11 protein-coding genes and 1 tRNA gene are annotated in these 13,970 nt (G+C 68.6%); 4 read left to right on the forward strand and 8 right to left on the reverse strand.

What is annotated here, in order from left to right; translation table 11 throughout:
• Positions 1–4: 4 nt before the first annotated feature.
• Entirely contained in the window at positions 5–310 is a 306-nt protein-coding gene (locus BIX52_RS01145) for a hypothetical protein (RefSeq protein ID WP_075219188.1), read from the reverse strand.
• 117 nt (positions 311–427) lie between these two features.
• On the opposite strand from BIX52_RS01145, the gene BIX52_RS01150 reads away from it, so the two are divergent.
• The 3 genes from BIX52_RS01150 to BIX52_RS01160 all read left to right on the forward strand — a co-directional run bounded on the left by BIX52_RS01150 (position 428) and on the right by BIX52_RS01160 (position 4,916).
• Positions 428–1,636 (forward strand): YcaO-like family protein, encoded by a 1,209-nt coding sequence (locus BIX52_RS01150; RefSeq protein WP_083659919.1) that lies wholly within the window; start codon positions 428–430, stop codon positions 1,634–1,636.
• Between the two features lie 75 nt (positions 1,637–1,711).
• Entirely contained in the window at positions 1,712–2,554 is an 843-nt protein-coding gene (locus tag BIX52_RS01155) for a hypothetical protein (RefSeq protein ID WP_075219190.1), read from the forward strand.
• Positions 2,555–2,750: 196 nt separating this feature from the next.
• Positions 2,751–4,916 carry an anthranilate synthase component I gene (locus BIX52_RS01160; protein WP_075219191.1) on the forward strand — a complete coding sequence of 722 codons (2,166 nt, stop codon included), beginning with the start codon at positions 2,751–2,753 and terminating at the stop codon, positions 4,914–4,916.
• 74 nt (positions 4,917–4,990) lie between these two features.
• Here BIX52_RS01160 and BIX52_RS01165 read toward each other — a convergent pair whose 3' ends face one another.
• The 7 genes from BIX52_RS01165 to BIX52_RS01215 all read right to left on the reverse strand — a co-directional run bounded on the left by BIX52_RS01165 (position 4,991) and on the right by BIX52_RS01215 (position 13,149).
• Positions 4,991–5,509, reverse strand: coding sequence for a superoxide dismutase family protein (locus tag BIX52_RS01165; RefSeq protein ID WP_075219192.1), 519 nt, complete (start codon positions 5,507–5,509; stop codon positions 4,991–4,993).
• Between the two features lie 582 nt (positions 5,510–6,091).
• Positions 6,092–9,496, reverse strand: coding sequence for a beta strand repeat-containing protein (locus tag BIX52_RS22350; protein ID WP_083659920.1), 3,405 nt, complete (start codon positions 9,494–9,496; stop codon positions 6,092–6,094).
• Between the two features lie 416 nt (positions 9,497–9,912).
• A tRNA-Val gene (locus tag BIX52_RS01195) sits at positions 9,913–9,987 on the reverse strand.
• A 143-nt stretch (positions 9,988–10,130) separates the two neighbouring features.
• Positions 10,131–10,781: a glutathione S-transferase family protein gene (locus BIX52_RS01200; protein WP_075219194.1), complete on the reverse strand. Its 651-nt coding sequence runs from the start codon at positions 10,779–10,781 to the stop codon at positions 10,131–10,133.
• A 179-nt stretch (positions 10,782–10,960) separates the two neighbouring features.
• Positions 10,961–11,719 (reverse strand): YdcF family protein, encoded by a 759-nt coding sequence (locus tag BIX52_RS01205; protein WP_075219195.1) that lies wholly within the window; start codon positions 11,717–11,719, stop codon positions 10,961–10,963.
• Positions 11,720–12,544 (reverse strand): aldo/keto reductase, encoded by an 825-nt coding sequence (locus tag BIX52_RS01210; RefSeq protein ID WP_075219196.1) that lies wholly within the window; start codon positions 12,542–12,544, stop codon positions 11,720–11,722. It abuts the gene before it with no gap.
• Positions 12,544–13,149: an ATP-dependent Clp protease proteolytic subunit gene (locus BIX52_RS01215; protein ID WP_075219197.1), complete on the reverse strand. Its 606-nt coding sequence runs from the start codon at positions 13,147–13,149 to the stop codon at positions 12,544–12,546. Before BIX52_RS01215 ends, BIX52_RS01210 begins: the two co-directional genes overlap by 1 nt.
• A gap of 107 nt (positions 13,150–13,256) precedes the next feature.
• Between BIX52_RS01215 and BIX52_RS01220 the strand changes: the two genes are divergently transcribed.
• A complete protein-coding gene (locus tag BIX52_RS01220) occupies positions 13,257–13,901 on the forward strand; it encodes an inner membrane-spanning protein YciB (RefSeq protein ID WP_075219198.1) in 645 nt (214 codons plus the stop codon).
• The last annotated feature ends 69 nt before the right edge of the window (positions 13,902–13,970 follow it).

Below are 13,970 nucleotides of genomic sequence, written 5' to 3' on the forward strand. Positions count from 1 at the left end.
GACGTCAGATCAGCGGGCGGCAGCAGCCGAGCACCGCGGCCGTGCCGAGCGTCTTCAGATAGTCCGGATCGTCCGCCTTCAGCTTCTGCGCATCCACCTCACGCGGGAGCACGACGTGAAGCGTCTCGCTGTCGTCCTCGTGCAGGACGACGTTGAGGCCGACCAGACTTTCCTCGGGCACACCGCAGGAGCGCAGATAGGCGACCGGGTCGGCGCGGAAGGCAGCCCGCTTGGCCGGATCGTTCGCCGCTTCGCCGAACGCCTTGCCGATGTGGGGGATCGCCGCCGTCTTGACCGGAATGCGTGCCATCGTCGTATCCTCTCCTGCATCGGCGACGGTCGTCGCGCTCTCTGCCGATCGCGCAGTGACCACGCGGTTATTTTCCAATTCGCTTAAAGTCATCATCGTCACGCCTCCGATCTCATCATGGTCACACCCGCCCAACGCTTTGCCATACCTTTGTCCGGCGGGGAACCGGCGTCGATCGACCTGTCCATCATCACGGCGAATATTTCGGGGTGCCCGGCCAGCTTTCGCATCGCCCGGCCCGCCAACCCGGCCTCGGCACCGCGGTGGACACGCGCCTTCGTCGCCGCCGCCGGCCGCGGCTTCACCCCGCGAGAGGCCGAAACCGGCGTCATCTTCGAGGCGATCGAACGGGCGTCGGCCCTCGCCGACGGTCCAGAGGATCCCCGCCGCCACATTGCCGCCGATCCCGCCCGCAACGCAAACCATTACTGGCAGTTCAGCGCCGCACAACTCCGTCAGCTGAGCGAACGCGCAGCAACGGACCTCGCCGAACCCTCCAGCGTCGCCGCGACCGACCTCGTGAGCGGCCAAGCCATCATGGTGCCCGCCAGCGCGATCTTCGTCGATGAGGACATCCGGCTCGGCTGGCCGCCCATTGTCGGCACCTCGAGCGGGACGGCCGCGCGCCCCGCCTTTGCGGACGCCGCCCGCGCGGCTCTCCTTGAACGCATCGAGCGCGATGGCTTGGCGATCTGGTGGTACAACCGCCTGCCCGCGCCGGTGCTCGACCCGCAGGACGTGGCCGACGCGCTGCCGCCCGCCTTCGCCGCGTGGATCACCGGCCGCCGCCGCACGACCACGCTCCTCATGACGCCGACCGACCTCCCCGTTCCGGCCGTCGTCGCCCTCACCGCGACCTCCGCGGGCGATGCCCCGGCGATCGGCGCCGCCGCCGCGCTCGACCCCTGCCAGGCGGTGCGCGCCGCCATCCTGGAGGCGCTGCAGTGCGAGATCGCCCTCGCCCACATGCGCCTTGCCCAGGAGTGCGCGGATCCGCCGCCCGTTCCGCCGCTCCTCGCCTGGTCGCGCACGACGCGCCTCCACGACCACGCTCATCTGGCCGGCGCGGCGACCGTCCGCCTTCCCGCCCCCACGACCGAAGCACGCCTCCTCGCCGGCCTGGCGCGCGCGGAGGTCGACGTCGCCATCGCCGACATCACCCGGCCGGAGATCGGCATCCCCGTCGCCAAGGCCGTCTCGCGCACGCTGCGGGACTGGCAACCGCGTTTCGCGCCCGGCCGCCTCGCCGATGTCCCGGTCAAACTCGGCCTGCGCGACAGGCCGGCGCGCGAGGACGAGATGAACCCGCTCCCCTTCGTCATCTGACCGCGCCGCCGGGGGCTTAGCCGCCGGCCCGATCGGCGCTACACCGTAGACCGGAGCGAACCCCTAAGGACCGCCATGCCCGCCACCTCATCACCGCGCGCCGTCAGCTTCACCGCACTTCGCCTCGCCGCGCTGACCGGAGCCCTGGCGCTCGCCGGATGCGTCGGCGGCTCCGGCGGCGGCACCGCCAGTGCCGCGGGGGGATGCGCCGCCCCCGCCACCATCCCGGACGGCGACGACGACCTCGCCCTCTTCGCCGGGAGCTGCGCCACCTTCACCACCTTCACCGAAGGCGGCGAGACCTGGCGCATCCAAACCTTCCGCAACGGCTCCGGCCCGCTCTTCGTGGTGCCGCACGACGACGAGAACGCCTCGCTCGCCACCGCCGCAGCCGCCATCGCCGCACGCGGCGGCACGGTGACCGCGGTGGAAACCGGCGGCCGACGCTTCAACGGCCGCATCGACCCCAACCGCAACTTCGACGGGGGCGCCCTCTCCTGCGGCAAGCCCCGCCGCAGCCCCCGCTTCGTCGCGGCGATGCTGCCCGGCGGGCGCCCCATCATCGCCCTTCACACCAACAGCCCCGGCGCCGCGTCGACGGGCGGGTCCGGCACCATCTCCATCCGCGCCCCCTATGCCGGGGCCACCGCCTTCCCCGCCACCGGCCCGCTCGCCAAGGACGACGCCATGGTGATCCTCGCCAGCCGCAACGGCCCCGCGGGGGTCCAGAGCCTCACCCGGCGGCTCAATGCGGCCGGCATCAACGTCATGGTGGAGACGGTCGACACCACGCGGACCGACTGCTCGCTGTCCCACTACGCAGTCGCCAACGGCATTCCCTACGCCAACGTGGAGGCCGCCCACGGTGACGGCGCCACCCAGCGCGCGATCCTCGACATCCTCCTGCGCGAGATGTGAGCCGGAGCGGGGCGGACGGCGCCCCGGCTCCGCCAGTCTCCCCCGGTCGACGCGCTGTGTGCGGGTCACACCCGGCACCGGCCGCGCGCCGCGTCCCCGATCCGGAACATTGCAGAACGTTGACTCTTGGGGCGTGCGGCGGCAGCGTCCGCCCCCATGCCCCGGACGGCCGGGCGCCTCATCCACGAGGCCAAGAATGACCTATACGTTTACAACGACCGGCGGTGTCGGGATCACCCGCACCGATCAAATCGTCGATCACGACACCGCGCTCGACCGGTGGATCGCCCGCCTCGACCACGAGCGCGGCTGCGTCTTCACGTCGAGCTACGAATTCCCCGGCCGCTACACGCGATGGGACTACGCGCTCGTCGACCCGCCCCTCGTGGTGGAAGCCAAGGGCCGCACCGTCACCGTCACCGCGCTGAACGCGCGCGGCGTGCCGCTGCTGTCCGCCGCCGAGGCCGCCTTCGCCACCGCCGACCTCACCTCGACACGCAGCGCCAACAGCGTCGTCACCATCGTGCCGGAGCCGAACGAGGACACGCTCTTCTTCGAGGAGGACCGCTCGCGCCGTCCCACCGCCTTCACGGCGCTTCGGGCCCTGCGCGCCTTCTTTGCCACCGGCGAGGACACCCAGCTCGGCTTCGCCGGCGCCTTCGGCTACGACCTCGCCTTCCAGTTCGACCCCATCCCGATGGTGCTGAACCGGCCGGACAGCCAGCGCGACTTCGTGCTCTATCTGCCGGACGAGATCCTCGTCGTCGACCACTACGCCAAGCAGGCCACCGTCGCCGCCTACGAGTTCTATTATGGCGACGAAACCACAGAGGGCGTGCCGCGCATCCCCTCGCCGCGCCCGCTGGCCCCGCACCGCAACTCCGCCGAGGACGACCTCACCCCCGGCCAATATGCCGACGTGGTGCGCAAGGCCTTCGACTATTTCAACCGCGGCGACCTCTTCGAGGTGGTGCCGAGCCAGACCTTCCGTGACCCGCTGTCGGACGCCCCGTCCGCCATCATGCGGCGCCTCACCAAGATCAACCCGTCCCCCTACGGCTTCTTCATCAACCTCGGCGCGGATGAATATCTCGTCGGCGCCTCGCCGGAGATGTTCGTGCGCGTCACCGGGCGGCGGGTGGAAACCTGTCCGATCTCCGGCACCATCAAGCGCGGGCGGGACGCGATCGAGGACGAGGAGCAGATCCGTAAGCTGCTCAACTCGGCCAAGGACGAGACCGAGCTCACCATGTGCTCGGACGTCGACCGCAACGACAAGAGCCGGGTCTGCGCGCCGGAGTCCGTGCGCGTCATCGGCCGCCGCCAGATCGAGATGTATTCGCGGCTGATCCACACGGTCGACCACATCGAGGGCATCCTGCTGGACGGGCGCGACGCGCTGGACGCCTTCCTCTCCCACGCCTGGGCCGTCACCGTGACGGGCGCGCCCAAGCGCCGGGCGATGACCTTCATCGAGGCCAACGAAAAGAGCCCGCGCGCCTGGTATGGCGGTGCCGTCGGCCTCGTCCACCTCAACGGCGACCTCAACACCGGGCTGACGCTGCGCACCGTGCACATCCGCGACGGTGTGGCGGAGGTGCGCGCAGGCGCCACCGTGCTCGCCGATTCGGACGCGGACGCGGAGGAGGCCGAGACCGTCCTCAAGGCGTCGGCCATGCGTGCGGCGATCCGCGGCGAAGGCGGCGCGGAGACGACGCGCACGAAGAAGCCGCGCCCCGGCGAAGGCAAGCGCGCGCTGCTGGTCGACCACGACGACAGCTTCGTCCACACCCTCGCCGGCTATCTGCGCCGCTGCGGGCTGGAGGTCGTCACCGTGCGCTCACCCGTCGACCGCGCGACGTTCAACCGCCTGAAGCCCGATCTCGTGGTGATGTCGCCCGGCCCCGGCATCCCGTCCGACTTCGATTGCGCGGCGACCATCCACCTCGCCGAGTCGCGCCGCCTCCCCGTCTTCGGCGTGTGCCTGGGCCTTCAGGCGATGGTGGAGGCGCAGGGCGGCAAGCTCGCCTTCGCACCGCCGATGCATGGCAAGGCCTCCACCCTCGTCACGGTGCCCGGATCGCGCCTGTTCGACGGGCTCACCGGTCCCTTGACCGTCGGCCGCTACCACTCCCTGGTCGCCGACCCGGAGGCGCTGCCGCCCGAATTCGTCGTCACCGCCCGCGCGCCGGACGGGGCGATCATGGCGGTGGAGCACGCCTCGGCGCCGATGATGGCGGTGCAGTTCCACCCCGAAAGCATCATGTCGCTCGGCAACAATGTGGGACTCTCCATCCTGGAGAACGCGATCGCCGCGCTGTTCGACCGCGAGCCCTCCTCCGATGAAGAGGCGGCGGCCTGAACACACCCACACGATCACGAAAAAAGGGGGCGGAACCGCAGCGGTTCCGCCCCCTTTTCGTGTTGGTCCGCGATTTATTCGATGACCGCGCAAGCGATGCGCCCGCCCGCGTCACCGGAGGGCGCGGACTGGTAGTCGTCCGCCCCGGCGTGGATCATCAGCGCCGAGCCGTCGTCGTCGAGCAGCGGGTTCATCTCTCCGTCGACGCTGACGAAGGTGTTGAGCACCTCGATCGCCAGGTGACCGTCGGCGCCGACGTGGACGTTGGGCATGTCGCCCGCATGCGGCCCAGCGTCGACCAGAAAGCCGTGCTCCTTGCCGCCCGCATAATGGCCGCCCGCGGTGGAGAAGCCCTCGGCCGCGTCACAGGCGCCCGTCTCGTGGATGTGGAAGCCGTGAACGCCCTCGGGCAGGCCCTCGACATCGGCGGTGATGAGAACGCCATGGGGCGTCTGCTGAAACGACACGGTGCCGATTTCAGCGCCCTCGGCGTTGATCACGGTGCCGCTGGCCGCATCCTGCGCGGCGGCAGGCGTCAAGGCGGCGGCCGTCAGCGCGCCGGCGGTGCCGAGAGCGAGAATGAGCGTGCGCATGGTGGATCTCCTTACCTCGCGGAAGCTGTCCGCGAATATAGGGCAAATCCTGCGTGCCGATGTCGGTTCCGCCGTGCGTCAAACAGCGCGGTCGGGCGGCCCGGCGCCTTGCGCGGGCGCTACGCCGCCTCTCGGCTCACCCGCCGTGCTTGCGGCGCCACGCGGGACCGGGCCCGCGCATATAGTGCTTTTCCGGCAGGTAGCGGGCCGCCACCAGCGCCCGCAGCGGCGCCGCCGCGGCCACGAGGCCGGTTCTCACTTTCGGCCACACGCTTTCCGTCGTGGCCGACGTTGCCGTTCCGAAATGACCGATACCCCACACGGGACCCGCCTCCGCACACCAAGGAATAATGACCTGAGGCCCCCATGGATGAGCGCGAACCCTTACCCGAGGCTTTCCTCCGCCGGTGGAATTTGAAAGACGGAAATCGCTCGCCGTCATGCGGTGCGCCGCAGCAACAGCGGCGGTCGGGCGGCGATCCACGCGGCGCGGCGACGGGCCAGGACGTGGCCCCGGCCTAGGAGAGGATCCCCCGTCCTCCGCGCCCCGGCTGGGACCGGGCGCCGGTCAGAGTAGCACGGTCAGAGCAGGAAGTCGGACGCGGTGAGGCTCAAGACGCCCGTCAGCTCGATCCGCAGCTCCGGCACCAGATCCGCATCCGTATTGGCCGAAACGATGGTGACGTTGTCGATGATCGCCACCGAAACCTCGCCCAGGCCCGGCAGCGTCCCCGCCCCGGCGAAGACGAAGGCCTGGTTGCCGGCCGTGGTCGTGTCGGCGTCCACCGCCGAAAGGTCGATGAGATCCTCGCCGATGACGAAATCGCGGATGATGTCGCGCGCGCTGGCCGCCACACCGGAATCGCCGTCGCCGATCACCACCCGGTCGCGTCCGGCGCCCAAGGCATAGGTGTCCTGCCCGGCGCCGCCCGTCAGCGTGTCGTTGCCGTCCCCGCCCACCAGCGTGTCGTTGCCGAGGCCGGTGCTGATTGTGTCCGCCCCGCCCTCGCCGCGGACATAATTGTCGAGCCCGTTGCCCTCGATGAGGTTCGCGAGTTCGTTGCCGTAGCCGGAGTTGACGCCACCTCCGAGCACCAGCTCCTCGACGAAATCGGTCAGCGTATAGTTGGCGACGGCGGCGATCACGCGGTCCGTTCCCTGCCCGCTCGTTTCCACCACCTCGTCGTTCGGCGTGTCGACCACATAGATGTCGTCGCCGCGCCCGCCGACCATGACATCGCGCCCCGCCCCGCCGTTCAGCAGGTCGTCGCCGTCGTCGCCCTGAAGCGTATCGTTGCCGTCGCCGCCGAAGAGCTGGTTGTCCGCACCGTTGCCGATGACGGCGTTGTCGAGGTCGTTGCCCGTGCCGGACAGGATCGACCCGCCGAGCGTCAGGTTTTCCACGTAGGCGCCGAGACCGTAGCCCTCGGCATAGGACAGCACCGTGTCCGTGCCCTCGCCGGCATATTCGCCCACCACGTCCTCGGTCAGGCCGACGATGTAGAAATCGTCGCCGAGCCCCCCCACCATGGAGTCGATGCCCGCGCCGCCGTTCAGCGTATCGTCGCCGTCGCCTCCGACCAGCGTATCGGCGCCGAGCCCGCCTTGCAGGTCGTCCGCGCCCTCTTCGCCGCGCAGATAATTGTCGAGGTCGTTGCCGATGATGACGTTGGCGGCCGCGTTGCCGTACCCGGCCGTGGCGTTCCCGGCCAGCGTGAGCTGCTCCACATTGGCGGTCAGGCGGTAGTTCGAGACGTAGGAGAGGACGCTGTCATAGCCCTCGCCCGACGCTTCGTGCACGACGTCGCCTGCGAGCCCCACGACATAGTCGTCGTCGCCGCTGCCGCCGCGCATGGTGTCGGCGCCGGCGCCACCATTGATCGAATCGTCGCCCCCGCCGCCGACGAGGGAATCGTTGCCCGCACCGCCGTCGAGCGCGTTGCCGGAGGCGTTGCCGATGATGACGTTGTCGAGCCCGTTGCCGGTGCCGCTCGCCACACCGCCGGCCAGCTCCAGCCGCTCCAGATTGTCGCCCAGCGTGTAGCTGACGCTGGCCACGACGCGCTCATAACCCTCGCCCGCCTCTTCGACGATGATGTCCGCGACATTGTCGACGAGGTAGACGTCGTCGCCCAGACCGCCGATCAGCGTGTCGCGGCCGGTGCTGCCGTCGATCGTGTCGTTGCCTCCGCGCCCGGCGAGATAGTCGTTCCCGCCGAACCCGGAGAGACGGTTGGCCGCGTCATTGCCGAAGATCGAATTGTCCTCGTCACTGCCGTTGCCGATCACCGCGACGCCGGTGAGGATCAGCCGCTCGACGTTCGCGAACAGCGTGAAGTTGACGTTCGAGACGACGGTATCGAGCCCCTCGCCCGCGTTCTCGACGATCGTATCGGCGCTGCCGGTGACGATGTAGCGGTCGTCGCCCAGGCCGCCGACGAGGGTGTCCGCCCCGTCGCCGCCGTCCAGCGTGTCGTTGCCCGCATTGCCGCGCAGGTGGTCCTGGCCGCCGTTGCCGGTCAACACGTTGTCACCCGCATCGCCGATCAGCGTGTCGTGGCCGTTGCCGGTCTCGATGTTCTCGACCTGGCTGACGACGTCGACACCCTGGGCGTTGATCGTCGCCGCGTTCAGGTCCACGCGCACGTTCGCGTTGATGCCGACATAGCTGACCGTGTCGCGCCCCGCCCCGCCGATGATCGTGTCGTTGCCGCCGCCGCCGTTCAGAACGTCGTCGTCGGCCCCGCCCTCGATCCGGTCGTTGCTGGTGCCGCCGAAGATGGTGTCGTTGCCGGCGCCGCCGCGCAGGGTGTCGTGGCCCTCGTCGCCGTTGATGAGATCGGCCCCGTCGCCGCCCAATACGCTGTCTTTGCCGTCGCCGCCGGACAGCTCGTCGTTGCCCGAGCCGCCGTCGATCGTATCGTCGCCGCCGTTGCCGGAGATCGTGTCGCGCCGGGCGCCGCCCGAAATGTTCTCGGCCAGGCTGCTGCCGGTGAAGTCGTCATCTTGGGAGGTCAGGATGAAGGTCCCCGCTTCGATATTGCGGATCACTGTACCGTCGTTGAACTGGTAGACGATCGTGGTCCCGTCAATCACCACTCCACCAGTAACCGCCGGGTTAATCCAGCCCGAAATGTGGCCTCCGGGATTGTCCGAGCGGTCGTAGATCACCGTATCGAAGCCGGCCCCGCCGTCCAGCGTGTCGGCACCGCGGATCGATTCCAGCGTGTCGTTGCCGCCGCCGCCCTGCACGAAGTCGTTGCCGAACTGGCCGTAGGCGCCGCCCTCCTCCGTCACCACGTCGTTGCCCGCACCGCCGATGATGACGTCGTCACCGCCCGCGCCGATCAGCGTGTCGCTGCCCTCGCCGCCGTCCAAGGTCACGTTGAAGAGCGGCTGCTCGGTCAGCTCGTCATAGACGAGGGGCGTCGCGACGAGGCGGTCGTTTCCGGCCTCGCCATAGAGCGCATCGGCGCTGCTGCCGCCATAGACGGTATCGTTGCCGTCGCCGGCATAGACCGTGTCCTGCGAGGAGCCGAGGATGATCGTATCCGAAAATCGCGTCCCGTAGAGCAGGATCTCGGAGAAGTTGGCGATCGACGTGCCGTCGGTAAAGGTCGCCGCCGTGGTGAACGCTGCGGGACCGCTGGTGGAGCGCGTCATCAGCGCCGCACCGTCGCCGCGACGGTCGAGGATCAGGCTGTTGGTGCCGCTCGCCCCGCCGTCCAGCGAGTCAGGCCCGCCATAGCTGACGATCGTATCGTTGCCCGTGCCGCCGAGGATGGTGTCGGCCGTGGTGTTGTAGGCCGGCGTGTCAGGCGTCCCGTCGACGTTGTCGTCGGTCAGATAGTCGTTGCCGGCGTCCCCTTCGATGAGGTCGCCACCCGCCCCGCCGACCACGGTATCGTTACCGCCTTCCGCGGCGACGGTGTCGTTGGACCCGTCGAGGACGATGAGATCGTCGCCTTGGGTCGGATCCTCGTTCATCCCTCAGCCTTCGCCTTTCCCGCCGTGCGGCCGGCCAGGCGTCGCGCGGCGCGCGGCAGGGGCACCCGAGTAACGCGGGTCTATTCGCCTGCCACTTCACAATTACTCAAGTTAAACGCAGCCGACGGCGAAGTGTCCGCGCAGATCACGCAACCCGCGAAGCGCGCGCCCTCGGCATTTCGCCTATACCATCGGCGATCATGATTTGAAAGAAGGTACAGTAAGCGGCGCATCGGGATGCCCGATGCATTCGTTATAGCAGCTATGGGTGATATAACGACAATTTCAGGCGTGGGGATGACCTGCGCCGGGCGCCATCTTCAGCGTCCCCTATCGCTCTGCGTCGCGCAAACGCGTCGAGCGCGGCCGATCAAGCGGCGGCGATAGGATGAAGACTGTCGAATGTAAGGGAATGGTGGTGGGCGCGACAGGGATTGAACCTGTGACCCCCTCGGTGTGAACGAGGTGCTCTCCCGCTGAGCTACGCGCCCTCAGTGGAGGCCGCCGTATACGAGCTAATTGGGAGGGTGGCAAGGGGATAATCACGGTCGGGCGAACATTGTCCCCGTCCCGCGCCCGAACCGGGGAAAAGCCAGGCTTCCCCCCACCCCGCGGCCCGGACCGGCGCCTACACCTACGCCTTGTCGGCGTTGGTGTGGGACCACGGCTCGACGATCCCCGCCTCGTACCATTTGCGATAGGCGGGCTCGGCCTGCACCGCCCTGACATAGGCCGCCGTCGCCGGCTCCATCGGCCAGCTATAGCCGGTCAGGCGTGCGGTCATCGGCGCATACATCGCATCCGCCGCGGACCACTCGCCGAAGAGGAAGGGTCCGCCGAAGCGGTTCACGCCGTCGCGGATCAGCGCCTCGAACCGAGCGATGTCGCGCACCACCGGACCGCCGCCGCGCGGTTTCCAGCGCTTCACCATCTTCAGATTCATCGGCAGCGCCTGACGCATCGGGCTGAAGCCGGCGTGCATCTCCAGCGCGACGGAACGGGCACGGGCACGCATCTTGGGATCGGACGGCCAAATGCCGAGATCAGGGTGCTTCTCGGCGAGATATTCGATGATCGCCATGCTGTCCCACACGGCGAAACTCCCGTCGAGCAGGATCGGCACCTTGCCCGCGGGCGAGTGGTTCAGGATCGAGGCGCGCGTCTCGGGCGTGTCGAGCGGGATCATGATCTCGTCGAAGGGAAGGCCGAAATGCTCCAGCACCAGCCATGGCCGCATGGACCAGGACGAATAATTCTTGTTGCCGATGATGATGGTGTAGCTCATGGGACGTCCGCAGGCTGAAGCTCAAGTCGCCCCACTTTAGTGCCCCGCGCGCCGGACGGAAGCCGTTCGCGGGCCCGCAGCCGAAAAACTGTAACTTGATCAAGGCAGGAAAGGCCGATGAGGCGGCCGCCCCTCACCCGTCCCCGAGGCACGGTAACGCGCACGCGGGGCGCCGTGCCTCAACGCGGGGCGGGGAGCAGCGCGTCGGTGCGTCCGCTGAGGCGGTAGCTGATCAGCGCGAGCCATTCGCGTGCTGCCCAGTCCATCTCGGCAAGGCCCCTCGCGGCGCGCAGCGGAAGGTCGGACCAGACCCCTTCGGGCGGCACCACCGGGTCCACCGGCACCGGGATCATCTCCGGCCAACCCGCCACCCGGAACACGCCCACGGCGCGCGGCATGTGCCAGGCGGACGTCACCAGCGCATAGGCCCCGTCCGGCCGCGGCGCGAACACCTCGCGCCCATAGCGCGCGTTCTCGGACGTCGACGTCGCGCGCCCCTCCACCTCGATGCGCTTCGGGTCGACGCCGAGTTCGGCGAGCATCGCCGCCGCCGTCGCGGCCTCCGCCACGTCGCTGATGAAGATCTTCGCATCGCCGAAGCGGTGGGCGAGAATCGCGGTGGCGACCAGCCGCTCGCCCGCGTCGCCCAACGTCACCGAAAGCGGGTCCACGTCGACCGTGTCGAAAAAACCGCCGAGGAGCACGATGCCGTCCAGCGCCGACACGCTCTGCGCCGGGAAGCGCGCCTCCAGCGGCATCATCAGCACCCGGCCGAGCGGCAGATAGGCCATCGCCGCCCACAGCGCCAACGCCGCCCCGGTCATCGCGAGGCCGAGCCGCCGCCACCCCCACAGCAGCGCCAAAAAGCCCCCGAGCGCGATCAGAAAGACCGTGTTCGAGGGCTTCAGGACGGCAAACAGGAGCTCGAAGAGGCCCACTCAGTCCCAGTCTGGCGCGAACTCGGGATCGATGAGCCGTCCGGCCGGGCTGCGCAGCGCGTCGATCGCCGCGCGCTCGGTGTCGGTGAGCGTCACGTCCAGCGCCTTCAGGTTCTCCATCAGCCGCTCGGGCGAGCTCGATTTGGGGATCGCCAGAACACCGTCCTGGCCGATCAGCCAGGCGAGCGTCACCGCGGCCGGCGTGACGCCGTGCTTCTCGGCAATGCCGGTGATGGTGTCGTCGTTGAGGATCTTGCCGCGGGCGAGCGGGCAATAGGCGGTGAGCCCCATGCCGTGCCGCCGCACCGCGGACAGCACCGCCGACTGGTCGAAGAAGGGGTGATATTCGACCTGGTTGACGGCCAGTTCCACCTCTGACGCGGCCACCGCCTGCTCGATCAGCTTGACGGGGAAGTTGGAGATGCCCACCGCGCGGGCGAGCCCGCGGCGATGCACCTTGCCGAGCGCGGCCACCGCCTCGGCCACCGGAACGTCGCGGCTCGGCCAGTGGATGAGGTAGAGGTCCACATAGTCGAGGCCGAGTCGCTTCAGCGAGCCCTCGGCCGCGTTCTGCATGGCCGCGTCGTCCAGATGGTCGTGCCACACCTTGGTGGTGACAAAGACGTCGCCGCGGGTGAGACCGGACGCGGCGATCCCCTTCCCCACCGCGACCTCGTTGCCGTACATCTCCGCCGTGTCGACGTGGCGGTAGCCGCCCTTCAGCCCTTCGGACACGGCCTTGATGGCGACGTCACCGTCCATGTTGAAGGTGCCGAGGCCGAGCTTGGGGATGGAGACGCCGGCGACGTCGAACACGGGGCCCATCAGGACAGCTCGTTCGTGCGGCTGACGATCTTGCCGACGAGGCCGTAGTTCACCGCCTCTTCGGCGCCCATCCAGTGGTCACGGTCGGTGTCCTTCTGGATACGCTCGATCGGCTGGCCCGTGGCCGCGGCGAACAGCTTGTCGAGACGCTCGCGCATCTTGATGATCTCGCGCGCCTGGATCTCGATGTCCGAGGCGACGCCGCCTGCACCGCCGGAGGGTTGGTGCAGCAGGAAGCGCGTGTTGGGCGTGCAATAACGCTGCTCCTTCGGCACGGAGATGTAGATGAGCGCGCCCGCGGAGGCGACCCAGCCCATGCCGAGGATGTTCACCTTCGGCTCGATCATGCCGATGGTGTCGTGGATCATGTCGCCCGATTCGACGTGGCCGCCGGGCGAAGACACGATCACGGTGATCGGATCGGACGACACGTGAGCGAGCGCGAGGAGGCGCTGGCACACGTCGCGGGCGAGATCCTGCGTGATCCCGCCGACGATCATCACCTGGCGCGCCTCGAAGAGGTGCTTGTCGACCGGGATCGACTGCTGGCTCTTCAGCTTCTCTTCGTCCTCATCGTCGTCATCGAAGCGGGAAAATAGGGGCATTCTCGTCCTCTCAGGTGTTGGGCGCTATCTATGGGGGCGCGCCCGGAAACGCAAACGGGATCGAATTGAGGCGGCATCGCGTTCTCCCAACGGACCGGAGAATTGGGATGGATGACAAGACCCCTTGGCAGCGTGTGAACAAGCGCAAGCTCATCGAACGGTTTGCGATCGAGATCGGACCGGCGATCGTCTTCGTCATCGCGCTCCAGGCGGTCCACCTGCAAGGGGCAACGCTCCTCTTCGTCGTCGCAACCGCCGCCGCGGCCAGCTATTCGTGGATCGAGAAGCGCCGGTTCCCGCTCATTCCGGCCGGTATGGTCCTCCTCGCCGCCCTCTTCGGGGCGATGACCATCGTGTCCGACAATCCCGATTATATCCAGGTGCGCGCCACCATCGTGAACGCCGGCGGGGCGATCGCGATCCTCGCCTTCCTCGTCAACGGCCGATTGGTGCTCAAATCCTCGCTGCAGGACGGTTTCCGCCTGACCGACGGGGCGTGGTGGATGCTCTCCATCCGCATGGCCGTCTTCCTGTTCATGATGGCGCTGTTGAACGAGGCCGTCTGGCGCACGACGTCGGTCGAGACATGGGCCTGGTTCAAGACCGTCGCGCCGGTCTTCAACATCCTCTTCCTGTGGCTCAACTGGCCGCTGATCCGCGAAAATCTCTCCGCCGAGGACGGGGCCGAGATGACCGAGGTGCCGCCGGCGGGGGGAAAGTCGACCCTCAACCCCGCGGCGCAGATGGGCTGATGCGGCCTCGCCCGCCGCACGCTTGACCTCGGCCCGGCGGCGCGGTGTTCTCGCCGCCCGTTCCAACAC

Source organism: Acuticoccus yangtzensis (assembly GCF_001927245.1).
Classification (GTDB): domain Bacteria; phylum Pseudomonadota; class Alphaproteobacteria; order Rhizobiales; family Amorphaceae; genus Acuticoccus; species Acuticoccus yangtzensis.

Coding starts and splice junctions, on each gene's coding strand:
- BIX52_RS01145 (WP_075219188.1), bottom strand. CDS start 310: ATGGCACGCATTCCGGTCAAGACGGCGGCGATCCCCCACATCGGCAAG.
- BIX52_RS01150 (WP_083659919.1), top strand. CDS start 428: ATGGTCACACCCGCCCAACGCTTTGCCATACCTTTGTCCGGCGGGGAA.
- BIX52_RS01155 (WP_075219190.1), top strand. CDS start 1,712: ATGCCCGCCACCTCATCACCGCGCGCCGTCAGCTTCACCGCACTTCGC.
- BIX52_RS01160 (WP_075219191.1), top strand. CDS start 2,751: ATGACCTATACGTTTACAACGACCGGCGGTGTCGGGATCACCCGCACC.
- BIX52_RS01165 (WP_075219192.1), bottom strand. CDS start 5,509: ATGCGCACGCTCATTCTCGCTCTCGGCACCGCCGGCGCGCTGACGGCC.
- BIX52_RS22350 (WP_083659920.1), bottom strand. CDS start 9,496: ATGAACGAGGATCCGACCCAAGGCGACGATCTCATCGTCCTCGACGGG.
- BIX52_RS01200 (WP_075219194.1), bottom strand. CDS start 10,781: ATGAGCTACACCATCATCATCGGCAACAAGAATTATTCGTCCTGGTCC.
- BIX52_RS01210 (WP_075219196.1), bottom strand. CDS start 12,544: ATGGGCCCCGTGTTCGACGTCGCCGGCGTCTCCATCCCCAAGCTCGGC.
- BIX52_RS01215 (WP_075219197.1), bottom strand. CDS start 13,149: ATGCCCCTATTTTCCCGCTTCGATGACGACGATGAGGACGAAGAGAAG.
- BIX52_RS01220 (WP_075219198.1), top strand. CDS start 13,257: ATGGATGACAAGACCCCTTGGCAGCGTGTGAACAAGCGCAAGCTCATC.